This window comes from Cytobacillus firmus DS1 (genome assembly GCF_000565285.1).
Classification (GTDB): Bacteria; Bacillota; Bacilli; order Bacillales; family Cytobacillaceae; genus Cytobacillus; species Cytobacillus firmus_A.
In genome coordinates this window covers 94,158-110,476 of record NZ_APVL01000014.1, presented here as the reverse complement: position 1 = coordinate 110,476, position 16,319 = coordinate 94,158, and the positions used below count along the sequence as shown (strand labels likewise).

Here is a 16,319-nt window from a genome sequence, read left to right as displayed (position 1 = left end):
CTCCGGTGCCTTATCCTACAACCACTCTTTAAGTACTGCCTGAGCATATTCCTGAAGTTTAGCATACTGCTTAATTTCTCCAGTATATTCCTCTTTTGGGGAAAGGGAAAACTCTGCAGGGTTCTCCATGTTGATCTCTGCTTCACAGCGGTATACATAGCTGGCATTTCCAATTAAGTCAATGGACTGTCTGCCATCCTCTTCATGGACTACACAGCTCACCTTTCCGCCATTATTATATACCTCAACAGGCTCTTCGATTTTATTCAGCCCATTCATGCAAGTGACAAGTGTGGAAGCGGACATGGCAGTACCGCAGGCATTGGTAAATCCTACTCCCCGTTCAAATGTTCTTACATAAATCTGCCCTTTTTTTAGCGGCTTTACAAAGCTGACATTTACTCCATCTGGAAAGAATTCATTCGGCCCGTTCAGATATTCACTGATCTTTTTTTGCAGGTCTGAAGCTATTTGCTCTTTCTCCACAATCGAGACAAAATGGGGATTAGGGACTGCTAAGGCTGTAAAAGCTAAATCATCTGATATGCCGCTCACTTTTTCATTAATAACAGTATCTTTATCGAGAACTAAAGGAAGATCCTTCAAATCGAATGAAACAGGTGAGATTTCAACAAGATAAGTCGGAATGTCCTCAAATATGTCTTCTTGCTTTTTCACCTGCAAATCCGCTTTCATGGTTTCAATGATGGCTTCTTTCAGCCCAAGTAGTTCGCAAACATAACGGGCAACGCATCTTAATCCATTTCCGCACATTGAGGCTTCAGATCCATCCGGATTAAAAACGCGCATTCTGGCATCTGCTTTATCGCTTTTTAATACGAAAAGAATTCCATCTGAGCCCAGTTCAGTGCTGCGGTCGCATATGGCTCTGGCAAGCTCCGCACGATTCTCTTCTGTAAAATGATACGTATTGGAAATCTCATCTATAATAAAGAAATCATTTCCTGATCCATGACATTTCAATAGTTCAATATTCAATGTAATACCTCCAGACCAATAGTAATTCAACTTATAGATAAGAGTGCCATAAAAGCTTCTATTATTCAATAATGTTTTATATATTATATAGACCAAGAATATAATTCTATAATCCTTGCGGCTTCAATTTGTAATTTTTTCAGGGTTCAACAGCTGACTGGACCAGTATAATGCTTCAGAATAGATCTTAAAAATGGTTTTTTCATCAACTTTCAGCGTCTCGCACATTTCACTGATTCTGCTCCATTGTGCTTTCTCTACTGCAACAGCAAGATCGAGTATCTCTTTAAGATTATTATTTTCTCCGCGGAGGGCTTCACAAATATTATCCTGCAGGGGAAGCTCATTAAGAATTTGGTTCATCGGGATATTAAGCAATGAATCCATTAATGAAAACATTCCTGTCATAAAATAGCTTGATGAAACACTTTTTCCGGTTCTGAGTCTGCCAATTTCCTCACACATTTTTGCACGAGTCATAGATAACCTGATGGTCTCTTCAGCCATTTGGGAATTTTCCATGATATTTTGCCTTACTGCCAATACATATATCCACTTTTCAAGTTCTATCAGTCCAAGCAGAACTATTGCCTGCCGGATTGAATTTATCTTTTGCTTAGGACGGTAAGCCGGTGAGTTTATTAGTTTAAGCAATTTATAAGACAGTGATATGTCACGTTCTATTAATTCGGTTATGCGGTCAAGACTGGGCTCCTCTTTTGACAGGTTTTGGATCATCTCATAATAAGATTGAAAATATGCCGGTATATCATGTGTAGACATAATAACAGGCTTTGCAAAAAAATAACCCTGGAAATAATCATATCCCTTCCTTTTCGCTTCCTCGTATTCCTCTCTTGTCTCAACCTTTTCAGCAACTGTTTTTATTCTGAGCTGGTTTACAAGCATTTCTATTTTTTCCCGGATCTCTTTTGGGGTGTTAAGAAAATCCACCTTAATGATGTCTGCATAATTCAGCAATTGCCTTGCAAAGGGATTGGTTTCATTGAATACATAATCATCGAGTGCAATCTGATAGCCAAGCCCCTTTAAATCCCTGCATATTCTGACAAGTTCCGCGCTCGGCTCTACCGTTTCAAGGATTTCGACCACAATTTCCCTTGGCCTAAAATAGGCAGGCACCCTTAGCTTAAGCAATTTTTCCGTAAAATTTATAAAACATGGCTTCCCTTCAGATAGCTGATCGATTCCAATATTTAAAAAACTATTAATGATAACCTCAGCTGTAGCCTGATCTTCATCTATATCGGGGAAGGCATTCACCTGATTATTTCTATACAGAAGTTCATAAGCGAACACTTCTTCCTTTGAGTTAAATATCGGCTGTCTTGCTACAAACACTTCCATTGCCTACCTCCGAAAACACCTATTACTATAGACCTATTTTAACCCAGATTAGATATTACGCGTGTCGAAACTTGTTGAATAAATAGAAATTTTTATATTTTTATTTAAAATTTTCCTTCTTTTGCAGGCTCATTTTTTAATTTTTTTCAGCTATTAATGTTTTCCGTTGATTTCCGCTCCAGGCTGCTCACTTTCCGCGGGGCGGGCGGTGAGCCTCCTCGACGCTCCGCGTCTGCGGGGTCTCACCTGTCCCGCTACTCCCGCTGGACTTCGAATATGCTTCCTTGAGTAAACACCGCACGAAGAAAATGCGATAGCATTTTCGAGGATCTCGCACCTTCCGCTCCAATCAACTCAGCAAATATATATAAAGCAACAAACCTTGCGAATAACTGCATTTCCCAAAAATAGAAAAAGGATGCCCCAATATAAGGACATCCCATTAACTATATTAACTAATCACATGGAAGACAAAGTTGAATAAAAACAAAGCAGCTATAACATATAAAGCAAATGAAACTTCCCTTGCTTTGCCAATCGAGATTTTTAAGATTGGATAAAGAATAAATCCAATGGCAATGCCGTCCGCAATACTATACGTGAACGGGATCATAGCAATGATAAAGATAGCCGGAAAGCTTTCACTCATATCCTTTAAGTCAAGGTTGCGGATGTTTTGAAGCATCAGTCCGCCAATAATGATAAGAATAGGTGCAATTGCACTGTTGGGAATCAATTTTATAACAGGAATAAAGAATGCTGATAGCATAAACAGCAATCCAGTTGTAACTGCTGTCAATCCTGTACGTCCGCCGGCAGCCATACTCGCTGCACTTTCAACCGTTGCTACAGTCGGGCTTGTCCCAAAAATACCTGACAATAATGCAGAAACTGAAGTTGCCTGAAAAGCACGCTTAAACTGTTCCGGCTTATTTATAAATCCAACATGACCGTGAACTAATCCGATATTTTCAAATACCAGAACCATTGTTAATGAAAAAATGGCAATCCAAAAAGTGACGGAAATCAGGTTATCAAATGACATCGCTCCAAATACTTCCATATAATCAGAGAGTGCGAACGGCTTTTCATCAGTCTTCTGCATATCTATCAGCCCAAAAGCCCATGCAATCAGTGTTCCTGCCACAACAGTAATTAAAAAATTGCCTGGCACATTGCGCATAAATAAAATGATGGCAAGCAGGAACGTTAAGATGGTCGCAAGCACTTGCGGGTCTCCAAGTTCACCCATAGCAATAATGGAGTTTGTCCCTTTTTCAACGATTCCGCCTTTTTCAAGTCCGATCAGCATCAAGAAAAGTCCGAGCCCCACTGTTATTGCTTCTTTAAGTGAATGAGGAATCGATTCGCTCAATGTCTTTGCGAATCGCGAAAAAGCCACGAATACAAAGATCAGACCAGATATAAAAACAACAGCCAATGCTTCCTGCCAGGATAAGCCCATGGACTGGACCATAGTATAGGAGAATAAAGCATTAATTCCCATTCCAGGCACAAGAAGGATGGGTACATTTGCCCAAAACCCCATAATCAAACAGCCAACCACAGACGTTATAATGGTTGCAAAAATAGCTGCTTCCAAAGGTATTCCTGCTTCTGAGAGAATTAGAGAGTTAACTGCGATAATATAAACAATCGTAAAAAAGCCGATTGCCCCAGCCATAACCTCCCTTTTTACAGTTGTTCCATTTGAATCAAGCTGAAAAAGCTGGTTAAACCACTTATTCATATATACTACCTATCTATTCAATTAGCCCTCTCCCTACCCGCTCTCCCCGCATATTTCACCCTCAGTTAAGAGGGAAAAGTTAAAAAGCACGGGTGAGCCACAAGCAATAGTTTATCAAAAAAAATTCATTCTGCCAATAGAAAGGTCAGACGTCTGCTCATATATTTCTAAAAAAAACGGCGGAAATTTCTCCGCCGTTTTTTGATAGATATAGCAACAGGGCCAAACAACTGCACCTGGAAGAATACGCTTATTTTTCATTCCCGCAAAAAATCCGGGACATTATTCAGCGTCGGATAATTGTCTATACAGATTGCCCATTTCAATAGCTCCAACAGCCGCTTCCCATCCTTTATTTCCGGCTTTGGTGCCTGCACGCTCAATTGCCTGTTCAATCGTGTCAGTTGTAAGAACACCGAAGATAACAGGGACCCCGCTTTGCAATGCTGTTGATGAGACCCCTTTTGCCACTTCGCCGCTGACATAATCAAAATGCGGAGTTGCTCCGCGGATTACTGTGCCAAGTGTAATAACTGCATCAAATTTTCCGGATTGGGATAGCTTTTTAGCTGCAAGCGGGATTTCAAATGCTCCAGGAACCCAAACTACTGTCACGTCTTCTTCACTCACTCCATGGCGCTTAAGTGCATCTTCCGCTCCGCTTAAAAGCTTGCCCGTAATGAATTCATTAAAACGCGACACGACAATTGCCATTTTTAATCCTGTTCCTACTAAATGTCCTTCGATTACCTTTTTCATCTCAAATCGCTCCCTTAAAATTGTAATAAGTGTCCAAGTTTCGTTTTCTTTGTTTTTAAGTAATTCTCATTTTCAGATTTGGCAGGCAGTTGAAGAGGAACCCGTTCGGATACCTCCAGCCCGTAGCCGCCCAGTCCAGCAATTTTGCGGGGATTATTGGTTAGAAGGCGCATTTTCTTCACCCCAAGATCCCTAAGGATTTGTGCACCTACCCCATAGTCGCGGAGATCGTCCTTAAATCCGAGCTTATGATTTGCTTCAACAGTATCGTAGCCCTCTTCCTGGAGCTTATAGGCTTTTAATTTATTGATCAGGCCGATGCCGCGCCCTTCCTGTCTCATGTATAAAAGAATTCCCCGGCCTTCCTCTTCAATCTGCGATAATGCTGCTTCAAGCTGCGGCCCGCAGTCGCAGCGGTTAGACCCGAATACATCCCCGGTCAGACACTCCGAATGAACACGAAGCAATACGGGTTCGTTTTCATCGATTTCTCCCTTTACAAGAGCAACATGGTCTTTTCCATCGACAGTGTTTGTGTAGCCTACCGCTCTAAAATCTCCAAATTCTGTTGGAAGCTGTATCTCCACTTCCCTTTTTACAATGGAGTCATGTTTTAAGCGATACTCTATCAATTGCTGAATAGTAATCATTTTTAAGTTAAACTTTTCAGCCACTTTTTCCAGGTCATCCACTCGAGCCATTGTTCCATCGTCTTTCATAATTTCACAGATAATTCCGGCGGGTTCAGCACCTGCAAGACGTGCCAGATCGACCGCAGCCTCTGTATGGCCTGCACGCCTTAGGACTCCTCCTTTTTTGGCCACTAGCGGAAAAACATGTCCCGGACGGGAAAAGTCTGCAGGTTTAGCGTCTTCTTCAAGCATTTCTTTTATCGTGAATGCACGCTCAAATGCGCTGATGCCTGTAGTGGTTTTCACATGGTCAATACTGATTGTGAAAGCTGTTCCATGACTGTCAGTGTTCACTTCTGCCATTGGATTCAGTTCCAGCTTTTCAGCCAGCTCCTCAGTGATAGGTGTACAAATCAGGCCTCTGCCTTCTTTAGCCATAAAGTTGATCGTGTCCGGTTTCGCATATTCCGCTATTGCCAGGAAATCCCCTTCATTTTCCCTGTCTTCATCATCACAGACAATGATGACTTTTCCTGCTTTTAAATCTTCCAATGCCTCATTTATTTCACTGAACATGGTTTATTGCCCCTCCTTTTGCTAATTATAAGAAGCCGTTCTCCTTAAGGAATCCTTCTGATATTCCTTCTTTATTCGGTGTGGTCTCCTGCTTCTGCCTGTTCATGAAGGAATAGAGATACTTGGCAAGCATATCGAATTCGAGATTAACAATATCTCCAACTGATTTGAAGCCGAGTACCGTTTCACTTGCTGTGTGCGGAATGATCGAGACAGTAACAGTATTGTCTCCATTGCCAAAAACTGTCAGGGAAATCCCATCTACAGCGATTGATCCTTTCATGATAAGCAAATTGCTTAATGCACTCGGTACAGATATCTGTATATAAATGGCATTTTCACTCGCTGTTTTCTTTATGATTTGACCTGTTCCATCAACATGCCCTGTCACAAAATGCCCGCCAAATCGGCCATTTGCCGACATCGCCCTCTCCAGATTGACTTTTGTTCGCTCTTTAATGGCAGAAAGCGAAGTGCTTTTAAATGTTTCAGGCATGACATCTGCTGAAAATTCATTTCTCGCATATTCTGTAACCGTAAGGCACACACCATTTACAGAAATGCTGTCTCCCAGTTGAACATCTGATAAAACTTTGGATGCCTGAATCGTCAGTTTCATGGCCTTGCCTTGCTGAACTACTTTTTTTACTGTTCCCAATTCCTCAATAATCCCAGTAAACATTATTCCTTGGCCTCCCTCAGCGGTTTTGCGGTAATTCTAAGGTCGCCGCCAATCCTTTCAATTTCTGTGAATTCCAGTACAGGGGCATCTTTTACAAAGTCGGCACCGTCTCCGCCAATAAATGGAATCGCCTCACTGCCTCCAATAATTTTAGGAGCCATATAAAGGATTATCTGCTGAAAGAAACCGCTTTTTATTAATGAAGCATGAACCTCTGATCCGCCTTCAACAAATAAAGTCATGATGTTTCTTTCACCTAAGTTTTTTAGTACTTCTTTAATCGGCACCTCATTAGCAGGAAAAGAAAAAACTTCTGCATTATACTTCCTTATTTCCTCTGCTTTTGTCGAATCTATTTCGCAGCCGGTAAAGATAATGGTCTTAACAGACTGATCTCGGATGACATTTGCGTCAGCCGGAATTCTGAGATTTGTATCTAAAACAATTCGAATGGGATTTTTTCCGCCTTGGGGCAGCCTGGCGGTTAAAAGGGGATTATCGTGAATGATCGTATTTACACCTGTAAGTATTGCGTCATGTTCATGCCGTAGACGGTGTACATCCTGCCTGGATTCTGGAGAAGTAATCCATTTGCTGTCACCGGTTTTTGCAGCTGTTTTCCCATCAAACGATGAAGCTGCTTTTATGGTTACGTATGGTGTCTTTGTTTTTATAAAATGGAAAAATGGTTCGTTTAGGGCATCTGCTTCCTTTTTCAACAGACCGGTCACCACGTCAATACCGGCATCCTGCATCCTTTCGATTCCTTTGCCTGAAACCAGAGGATTTGGATCGGCAGAAGCAATAAAAACCCTATTAATCCCTGAATTAATAATTAAGTCTGCGCATGGTGGAGTCCTGCCAAAATGGCTGCACGGTTCAAGAGTGACATAAATATCAGCCCCTTTAACCTCATCGCCAGCCGCAGCAATCGCATGGACTTCTGCATGGGGAGTTCCCGCCTTCAGATGAGCACCCATCCCCAGAATTTCACCATTTTTAACAACAACCGCACCCACCTGCGGGTTAGGACTTGTTTGTCCTTTGGCTGCAGCTGCCAGACTGATCGCTAACTTCATATATTCCTGGTGGTTCAAATTATGTGAATCCTCCTTTCATTATAATTTCTCCAAATTAAGTATGAAACGGCAAAACCCCGTACACCAGCTAGGTGAAACGGGGCAAAAACACATGACGAAATAAGCGTTTAAAAAAAGAAATTTTGAACGCGTTACTATACTCATTCCTTCTCCCATCCAGACTTTCACTGTCGGCTTTGGAATTTCACCAAATCCACCGTTATTATTAAGCACCTATCTCTGCTAATAAAACCGGGTCACGGACTAAGAGGGCGTACCCTCATCACCGCCGGTTGGGAATTTCACCCTGCCCCGAAGGAAATCCTATTCTATTATAAGAATCTTACCATGAATAGTCGGAATATACAAAGAGAATTGGTTGTGAAAGAATTGAAACTTTTGCTTTAACCGGCCGTATAGTTAAAATATAGAAGAAGGAATGAAAGGGCGATACTAATGATTGAACCGAAAGAACAGCTGATAAATGAATTAAAGAAATGCGAAGAATGGGAAAAAGACCAAGGTGATTTGTGGTTTTGGGAGAAGCTCGGGAGGCTTCCTTTCAAACTTATTGATAGATTCACACCTGAGTTCATACAAAAAAAGGTTGGAGTGATTCTTGATGAACTTGGCACGTATATTCAATCAGGAGGAAGATATTTAAGTTCAGCAGCAGCGTTAAAGAATTATTATCCTGGACAGAATATCCATACCTTGCAGGATGTAGAAGCCCTGCCCATAGTAAAGATGGATGAAGCCGCGGAAAAGCTTACCTCAAACCGAAAAAGAACCGCTGCATTGCAGGGTGCGGGAACTGGAGTCGGAGGGATTTTCACCCTGACCATTGATATCCCTCTTCTCCTCGGCATTCAGTTAAAAACACTGCAGGATATTGCGATTTGCTATGGCTTCGATCCCGCAGATAAAAATGAAAGAATGTTCATCGTCAAAGTCCTTCAATTTGTTTCCAGTGATATTGTTGGAAAAAAAGCTATTCTGCAGCAGCTTACCATGTTTGGTTCTAAAGAAGAAGGACCGAAGAGGGAAGTCGTTTCTGAGCTGCAAGGCTGGAGAGAGGTTGTATTTTCGTACAGGGACCAAATAGGCTGGAAAAAGCTATTCCAAATGATCCCTATTGCCGGATTGCTTTTTGGGGCCTTCATAAATCGCTCTGCCGTTAATGATATTGCAGAAGCCGGCATAATGCTATACAGGAAAAGGGTAATCGTTAATCGTCTTCACCAGGAAATGATTGCAGATATAAAAACGGAGAGCTAATATGGCTCTCCGGTTTGTTTATGGAAGCTTTTTGATTTCCTTCTCCATATATTCTTCATTTAAGGCTCCCAAAACTTTTTCTCTAATAACTCCATCAGAGTCAATAAAATAGCTTGTAGGATAGGCCATAATATTATAATCCGCACCAACAGTGCCTTTTACGTCCATAGGGATTGTAAAAGTCAGCCCCAGCTCTTTCACGAACTTCTCAGCATCTCCTTTATTCTTTTCAGTGTTTGTGAGATTTACGGCAAGAATATCGAATTTTTTATCTTTGTACTTTTTATACAGCTTTTCCATATGCGGCATTTCCGCGCGGCATGGAGGACACCAGCTTGCCCAAAAATTCAGAAGCACAGCTTTGCCCCTGTAGTCACTGAGTTTCACCGGATTTCCTTCCATATCTGTCAGTTCAAAATCTGGAGCAAGGCTGCCTTTCTCCAAACCAATAGGCAAATCCTCAGGGTCTTCAATTTTGTCGTATTTTTGCATTTGTCCAGCTTGCTCTACTACTCCCTTTTCCTTAAGAATGGTCTTGTCAACAATGAACAGCAAAAGGACAATAACTGCAGCTGCCAGTAAAAACTTTTTCATTCCAACACCTCTATACTGATTTCCCTATACTTAAACTGAATTTATCATACTATATGGGGAATCCAGAATCTATAAATGTGCACATGTATTAATGATTGCGATAAAGAAACAGAGCCGCAAAAATGGCATAAATTCTGCGCTTTTCTTTTGCATCCAGACTAATATTAAAAGAAAGGACAGGTGTGTTTGGATCCTTAAAGCGCTTACCACACTCAAACGGCATCCACCCTTTGCGAAAACGGGCAATTCTATTAGATTGATCATCTAGTACCTGCAGATCTGTGTGTAAAAAGGTTTTAGGAACGGCATACTGCATATCTCCATTCTGAAACAGCAGAGTGCTTCCATCCTTTTTAAATTCGATTATTTCCCTGCAGTGGAAATCTGAAGACAAGACTTCGATTCCCTTTCTACGGATGATGATTGATGCCTCAAGATTATCAGTATAGTCATATATCCCCAGCCTTTTTGGAAAGAATCGGTCGATAAAATAAGGCAGGAACCAGCGAAGCTTCCGCATTTTCGTATCTCTTATTTCACCTATCACCCTTCCTTCGGGATCAAAAATAACCATTCTGAGAGAAGGGGCCGGCAGAAAAGCGATCAGCACTCTTGACTGCTGCAAAAAAGGCAGAGGGGCTTGTCCAATAGAATAAAAGTTACTTGCCGCTGCCTCGGCTGCCCTTTGTTTATTCAGAAGATACATTTGATGACACAAAAAGCTATAAATAATAAAAGGGAACAAGATAATAATGAAATTCCCTGGAAATTTGTTAAAGTATATCAATAGGAAGAAAAATGGCGGCATAAGTGCAGTTAGGCTTGCATTCAAAGAGATGTCAGCTGTTTTCAGGTAATAGTGCTGGATATTCATCAGTAAGTCTCCCCTGCTATTTTTATTCTCTCTATATTCTATTAATCAGGTCCAATAAAAATGAATTCTAAGAGTATTTTATTAGCAGGAGCTCTTTTTATTTTGCAAAATTCACTTATAAAAATAAGCTGACGGAAAGTTTCCGCCAGCCTGATTAATAGAATTATTTTAGCGCATTAACTGCATTTATCAGCCCGTGGCCAGATTGCTCGTCATACCCAGGTTTGAAGATATCTTCTGATGAAGTTTGAATGATATGCTTAACTTGTGCGGGAGAGATGTTGTCTTTACCATGTTTTGCAATGATCACTCCTGCAAGTGCCGCTACTTTCGGAGCAGCCATTGAAGTTCCTCCCTTATAGCCATAGCCTCCGCCAGGGATTGTTGCTAATGCCAAGTAAGTATTATCCCTGCCCGTTCCAGTATTTGGATCATAGTTTGGTCCCAAGTCTCCACCTGGAGCCATAACATCAATTTTGCCGACACCATAATTGGAATAAAAAGCAAGATTCTTTAAAGCTCCTCCCGCAGACACCCTAATCATCAGTTGACTGCTTGGACTTCTGTGTGTGGCACCATTATCTGAACCTGACAGCTGCCCCGGACTTTTTAAATCAACTGCATTATTGCCTGCTGAGCCAACTACAGTAACACCTTTTTGAATTGCATATTTGATGGCTCTGTTAAACATTTGCACGTCTGCTACAGTATCCTTTGTTGCATACTCAGGATTCTGGAACCAGTCATATCCGCCAAGAGACATATTAACAACATCAACATTATCATCAGCAGCTGTCATTAAAGCTTCGGCAATATGGGAAGTAGCTGCTCCGCCTTCAGGACCGAATACACGGTAAGCCGCTACCTTCAAGTCTGGTCCAACCCCCATCGTTCTTCCTTTTGCTGCAATGGATCCCGCAACATGTGTTCCATGGCTGTTTTCATCCATTGGATCTGGATAACCGGGAACAAATGATTTACCATATGCGTAATTTCCCTTTAGATCCGGGTGATTATAGTCAATACCTGTATCGATTACCCCCACAACAATATCTTTGCCATCAGCGGCCTTTCCAGTTCCTCCGGGCAGATTCCATGATGCCCCATCATTTGTTACTTGTTTGATGTCCCATTGCAGACTGTTATATAAATCCGCACCATTTAATGGAAGATCTGCTTCCACCGCAGGAGCTTCGGGATAAATGAGATTTTCAGTGCCGGCTGCCGATACAAGAGAAGACTTTCTGATTTCATTAAGAAAGTTAGGATTAGCTGAAGAAACTTCAACAGCTCCTTATTTGTTAAGCTTATTCTCTACTTGCCCTCCAGCCTTTTTCACTAAATCTGCATACCCTGCAGGCAGATTTGCCTCATCTTTAAAAACGACTAAATAGTTTTTTTCAGACGCTTCGGCTTGTCCAACGCCCGCAGAACCCGTAAAAACAGCTGAGGCACATAATGCCAAACTTAATGCACCCGTTACGATGCCCTTTTTCATATTCATTTTGTATATTGACCCCCTTATATTTTCTAATTTTCATTATATTCGAAATAAAGACGCCGGCAATCTTTCTTATTCGACATACCCCTCTGTCCCAAAACCAAAATCCACAACTTAAAACTCATATTTTTTACATTAAAATCCATAGATTTAAACAACCACAGGTATATTAGCTTATTTTCAACAAAATCTTTTTTTCTTTCCAATCCTTAATGTCGAACAGATAATAATTTTATCCTAATAAAAATAAACCGCATCCTGATAGATACGGTTTAGAATTGATTAATTCTTTCAAATGATTTTCTGGCATCATTATATCCCTGGAGATATAACTTATCCAATTTTTGAGGATTCCGTTCCATCCGTCCCACTGTTAATGGCTCCTGCGGCTGGACAACAAGAACTGTCCCCTTCTTTTCTTCCTGCTCTACATAGCGAAGGGTCTCGTTATAGGTCAGGTACCGTTCTGCCAATGCTTTTTGCAGCCCGGTATAATGCGGATATTTCCTTTTTACCATAAAAGCAAATTTAGATGGCTTTTTGGAATAGCCCCGGTTTCTTGTCAGGATTACTATATTTTTTTTGAATCCATCCTGCTGTGCTTTTTTGATTGGTATAGGATCGCTGATTCCTCCATCAAGGAGAACCCTTTTATTAAAATCGACCTCAGGTGCAATAAAAGGCAGGGAACTGGATGCTTTTAAAACTTTCAGCATATCTTTCCCATAGTCTTTTCTATTGAAATAAACAGGCTTTCCTGTATGGCAATCTGTTGTTCCAATTACAAATTCAGACTGGTTTTTATAAAACTCTTCGTAGTGATATGGGACAAGCTTATTCGGTATTTCATCAAAAATAAAATCCATTCCGAAAAACTGACGCGATTTAAAGAAATTGCGCCATGAGATATATCGCGGATCTGTTACATAATCCACGTTTACAATTCTGTTTCTGCCCTTTTGTTTGGACAAATAAGAAGCGGCATTGCATGCCCCTGCAGAAACACCGATAACATAAGGAAAGCTGAGGTCCTGTTCAAGAAAATATTCTAGAACACCGGCTGTATACACTCCACGCATTCCTCCGCCTTCAAGCACCAGACCCGTATCACTGATCACCTTTCATCTTCCTTTCTATCTTTTAAAGCTATACTACCAAAATAGCACCCTCCGATATACAAATATGCCCAAAAGGAAGGAACTTGCATGAAATCAGGCAAGTTCCCTTCGTTTAAAAATTGCAATTGATGCAATCATGGAAATCGTAATGGCAATCACAGAAACAATGATACTCGGCAATAATTCATCAGGGAAATTACCGCCTATGATAAAAGTATTTGTATAAGCAGACAGAAGGGCCGGACTCCACTCCATCAGATGAGAAAGCGAAGTGCTCAAAAGAGTTAATAAGACTATGATGCCAATAGTGAAAAATCCAACCGCTCCAGGCGATTTTATAAAAGTATTGAAGAGGATGACTATAGTGATTATAAGGGTAAGCCAAATACCATAAACAAAGAAGGATTGAAGAAAATCCACGAAAGGAATAAATTCAAATAATATGCCCACATAGTACCAGGAGAGGAAGTAACCCAGAAAATATGATAACCATATGAGCATCATCAAACTGGTCCACTTAGCTGTTACAAACCCGGCGTACGATACGGGTTTTACCAGGATTAGTCCTGCAACACCGCTTTTTCTTTCACCGGCAATGCTTCCCATTGCAATTAAAACAATTATAAGCACACCGATCGTATTCAACTGACTGAGACTGGCAGCAAGTGCTTCACCTGCTGAAGGAACAGGAAGCTCGATGACTGCCCCTTCAGGCAATCCGCCAAGTGAATCAATAATTTGAGGCAAATAATATAAGGTCAGTGGCTCTTTTACAGTTATCAAAATAAAAGTTAGTGGCACCCAGATCCATTTGAAGTTTCGGGCAAGCTCGAGCATTTCTTTTTTTAATAAAGTTACCCATTGCTTCATTTTTTCACCACCTTCATGAAAACATCCTCAAGGCTGGTTCTGCTGATTTCAAACTTAAGCAGCGGCCATTTCCGTTTCGCAATTTCAGTTAGAAATAAATTCCTGGCATCCTCAATATCCTCCACCAAAAAGCTTGCACTATCTCCCTTCAATTCCATCGAAGAAACAGGCGGAAGCAGAGATATCTCTTCAGCATACTCCGCAGTATTCACTTTAAAAACCAAGTCAATCTTAGCCTGCTGATGCCTGGTTCTCAGGTCTGCCAATGTTCCGGATTCAATCAATTCACCGCCATGCAGGAATAAAATTTCATCACATATTTCTTCTGCATCGTTTAGAATATGGGTGGAAAAAAGGATTGCAGTTTCTTTTTTCAGCCTGCCTAACAGCTCCAGCACTTCTCTGCGTCCAAATGGATCAAGGGCTGAAACTGGTTCATCGAGCATGACAAGCTTGGGACGGTGAATGATTGCCTGAGCAATTCCAAGCCGCTGCTTCATACCTCCTGAGAATTTTCCAATCCGGCGGTTTTTAGCTTCGGATATACCGGTAAGCTCAAGAAGCTCCGCTGCCCTGTCTTTTGCTTCTGCTTTGGGAAGTCCTGCAAGCTGTCCTGCGTATTCAAGAAATTCTTTGCCTGTCATCCAATCATAAAAAACAGGGAATTGAGGAAGATAGCCTATTAATCTTCGGAAATCCGCTTTTTCTCCCCCTTCATACACGATTGTGCCGGAATCTGGCTTCACCAGGCCGGCAAGCATCTTAAGTGTAGTTGTTTTTCCTGCTCCATTTGCTCCCAGCAAAGCAATACATTTTCCTTCAGATAATTGAAAATCCAGACCTTTTATGACCTCCTGATCCTTAAACCGCTTTTTAAGATTTGTTATGCTTACAACCGGCATATTCAGCTTCTCCTTCCGAAAATAAAGTAAATGATTGGCCCTAGCAGATTAATAAATAATATGACGAGAGCCCATACCCATTTCGGACCATTTGCTTTTTCTATTTTTACGAGATCAATAATGGCTACAGCCATTAATATTAGCTGAATGATGACAATAGGTGCAATAATCGCCCAGTTAATGCTTTCTAAAATTTCCATTTCGATGTCCTCCCTTATTGTACTGTCATTCATATGACGTTTAAGTACAAAAATCGTTCAAAGGGATTTCAACTATTTTTCTAATGAAAAGACACCCCAATATTGGAGTGTCTATAGTTTGATTGCTAAGGTTAATCCATCTCTTTTTCATACACTGCCATCATATTTTTAATTTCGTTTGTTACCTGATCAATGAGTGAGGATGGTGAAAGCACTTTGGCCTGATTACCCCAGTTGAGGAGCCATTTGACAAGTCCATCACTCACAATAGCTTTTGCTGATAAAACGAAATGGTTCTCATCGAGTTTTCTTATGTCTGCATCCCGTCCAAATTTATCAATTATCACGTTGATCAAATCGTTGTGAAATCGAATTTTTATCCACTCTTCAGATCCGGCATACATATGAAAGGTTGAACTCACATACTTGGATACATCAAAGGGTTCATAAGCGAATTGTTCTTCCGTTATGTTAACATTGCGGAGACGGTCAATCCGATAATGGCGGATTTCTTCTTTCGCAAAATAGTAGGCTATTAAATAATAAAAGTCATTTACCCATGTGAGCGCCAGCGGCTTGACCCTGTATTGCCCCCCATTATGGCTTAATATAAATTCCTTATTGAGATTATATCTTCCGTATTGAAATGTGACGATTCTCCGCTCGGAGATGGCTTCATGCAAATCATTGATAGCCAGCCGAACCAGTTTACTTTCACTTTTCACAGAGGAATCGATCAAAATTTCATTATGCAGCTTTTTGGCATGATGAATGCTTGTCAGCTTTTTAATTTTCCGTATCAGCTGTTTAGTCTCATCTTTGGTGATGAAGCGTGCAGAAGCAACAGCATCAATCAGCATGCGCAATTCATAAAGCTCGAATAGACGGTATTGATGGCTGTAGAACTTTGGCATTCCCTCTTTTTCCTGGTTAATGGTAATATCAAATTTTGCTTCAATCAGATGTTCAATATCGTCTCTCAATGAATTTTTGTTTAATTTCACATCCGGTCCATATTCCTTTTTAAAGCATTCAGTTATATCGTCCAGTGTATATTCATTTTCTTCATCGGTCTGCTCTCTCAGAATTTCCATAAGTTTGAGCATCCTTTGTTTGTTATCAAGTCTATTCATTACA

17 protein-coding genes and 1 riboswitch are annotated in these 16,319 nt (G+C 40.9%); of the genes, 1 reads left to right on the top strand and 16 read right to left on the bottom strand.

Features of this window, described 5'->3' with window-relative positions; all coding sequences use genetic code 11:
* Nucleotides 1-15: 15 nt before the first annotated feature.
* The 7 genes from dapF to ribD form a co-directional block, all read right to left on the bottom strand.
* Complete coding sequence (dapF, locus tag PBF_RS17775; protein WP_035331546.1) at nt 16-999, bottom strand: diaminopimelate epimerase; 984 nt, start codon at nt 997-999, stop codon at nt 16-18.
* A gap of 123 nt (nt 1,000-1,122) precedes the next feature.
* Complete coding sequence (locus PBF_RS17770; RefSeq protein ID WP_035331543.1) at nt 1,123-2,367, bottom strand: EAL and HDOD domain-containing protein; 1,245 nt, start codon at nt 2,365-2,367, stop codon at nt 1,123-1,125.
* A gap of 451 nt (nt 2,368-2,818) precedes the next feature.
* Nucleotides 2,819-4,117, bottom strand: a complete 1,299-nt coding sequence (locus tag PBF_RS17765) for an NCS2 family permease (RefSeq protein WP_035331540.1) — start codon at nt 4,115-4,117, stop codon at nt 2,819-2,821.
* Nucleotides 4,118-4,399: 282 nt separating this feature from the next.
* A complete protein-coding gene (gene ribH, locus PBF_RS17760; protein ID WP_035331537.1) occupies nt 4,400-4,876 on the bottom strand; it encodes a 6,7-dimethyl-8-ribityllumazine synthase in 477 nt (158 codons plus the stop codon).
* 14 nt (nt 4,877-4,890) lie between these two features.
* Complete coding sequence (locus PBF_RS17755) at nt 4,891-6,084, bottom strand: bifunctional 3,4-dihydroxy-2-butanone-4-phosphate synthase/GTP cyclohydrolase II (protein WP_035331534.1); 1,194 nt, start codon at nt 6,082-6,084, stop codon at nt 4,891-4,893.
* 25 nt (nt 6,085-6,109) lie between these two features.
* On the bottom strand, nt 6,110-6,766 hold the full coding sequence (ribE, locus tag PBF_RS17750) for a riboflavin synthase (RefSeq protein ID WP_035331530.1): 657 nt from the start codon (nt 6,764-6,766) through the stop codon (nt 6,110-6,112).
* Nucleotides 6,766-7,863: a bifunctional diaminohydroxyphosphoribosylaminopyrimidine deaminase/5-amino-6-(5-phosphoribosylamino)uracil reductase RibD gene (gene ribD / locus PBF_RS17745; RefSeq protein ID WP_035331528.1), complete on the bottom strand. Its 1,098-nt coding sequence runs from the start codon at nt 7,861-7,863 to the stop codon at nt 6,766-6,768. The genes ribE and ribD overlap by 1 nt, the downstream gene beginning before the upstream one ends.
* Nucleotides 7,864-8,006: 143 nt before the next feature.
* A riboswitch (FMN riboswitch) is annotated at nt 8,007-8,169 on the bottom strand.
* A 132-nt stretch (nt 8,170-8,301) separates the two neighbouring features.
* Between ribD and PBF_RS17740 the strand changes: the two genes are divergently transcribed.
* Nucleotides 8,302-9,123, top strand: coding sequence for an EcsC family protein (locus tag PBF_RS17740; protein WP_035331525.1), 822 nt, complete (start codon nt 8,302-8,304; stop codon nt 9,121-9,123).
* A gap of 18 nt (nt 9,124-9,141) precedes the next feature.
* Here the strand turns inward: PBF_RS17740 and PBF_RS17735 are convergent, their stop codons facing one another.
* The 9 genes from PBF_RS17735 to PBF_RS17700 form a co-directional block, all read right to left on the bottom strand.
* Nucleotides 9,142-9,717, bottom strand: a complete 576-nt coding sequence (locus PBF_RS17735; RefSeq protein WP_035331523.1) for a TlpA disulfide reductase family protein — start codon at nt 9,715-9,717, stop codon at nt 9,142-9,144.
* A gap of 88 nt (nt 9,718-9,805) precedes the next feature.
* Nucleotides 9,806-10,591, bottom strand: coding sequence for a hypothetical protein (locus PBF_RS17730; protein ID WP_035331520.1), 786 nt, complete (start codon nt 10,589-10,591; stop codon nt 9,806-9,808).
* Nucleotides 10,592-10,754: 163 nt separating this feature from the next.
* Entirely contained in the window at nt 10,755-11,774 is a 1,020-nt protein-coding gene (locus PBF_RS17725; protein WP_235192290.1) for a S8 family serine peptidase, read from the bottom strand.
* Between the two features lie 111 nt (nt 11,775-11,885).
* Entirely contained in the window at nt 11,886-12,095 is a 210-nt protein-coding gene (locus PBF_RS26850; protein WP_235192289.1) for a hypothetical protein, read from the bottom strand.
* Nucleotides 12,096-12,364: 269 nt separating this feature from the next.
* Nucleotides 12,365-13,210, bottom strand: a complete 846-nt coding sequence (locus PBF_RS17720) for a patatin-like phospholipase family protein (protein WP_035331517.1) — start codon at nt 13,208-13,210, stop codon at nt 12,365-12,367.
* A gap of 93 nt (nt 13,211-13,303) precedes the next feature.
* On the bottom strand, nt 13,304-14,080 hold the full coding sequence (locus PBF_RS17715) for an ABC transporter permease (protein WP_035331514.1): 777 nt from the start codon (nt 14,078-14,080) through the stop codon (nt 13,304-13,306).
* Nucleotides 14,077-14,982 (bottom strand): ABC transporter ATP-binding protein, encoded by a 906-nt coding sequence (locus tag PBF_RS17710; protein WP_035331511.1) that lies wholly within the window; start codon nt 14,980-14,982, stop codon nt 14,077-14,079. The genes PBF_RS17715 and PBF_RS17710 overlap by 4 nt, the downstream gene beginning before the upstream one ends.
* A gap of 2 nt (nt 14,983-14,984) precedes the next feature.
* Nucleotides 14,985-15,182, bottom strand: a complete 198-nt coding sequence (locus tag PBF_RS17705) for a PLDc N-terminal domain-containing protein (RefSeq protein WP_035331509.1) — start codon at nt 15,180-15,182, stop codon at nt 14,985-14,987.
* A 131-nt stretch (nt 15,183-15,313) separates the two neighbouring features.
* Nucleotides 15,314-16,276 (bottom strand): helix-turn-helix transcriptional regulator, encoded by a 963-nt coding sequence (locus PBF_RS17700; protein ID WP_235192288.1) that lies wholly within the window; start codon nt 16,274-16,276, stop codon nt 15,314-15,316.
* Nucleotides 16,277-16,319 lie beyond the last annotated feature (43 nt).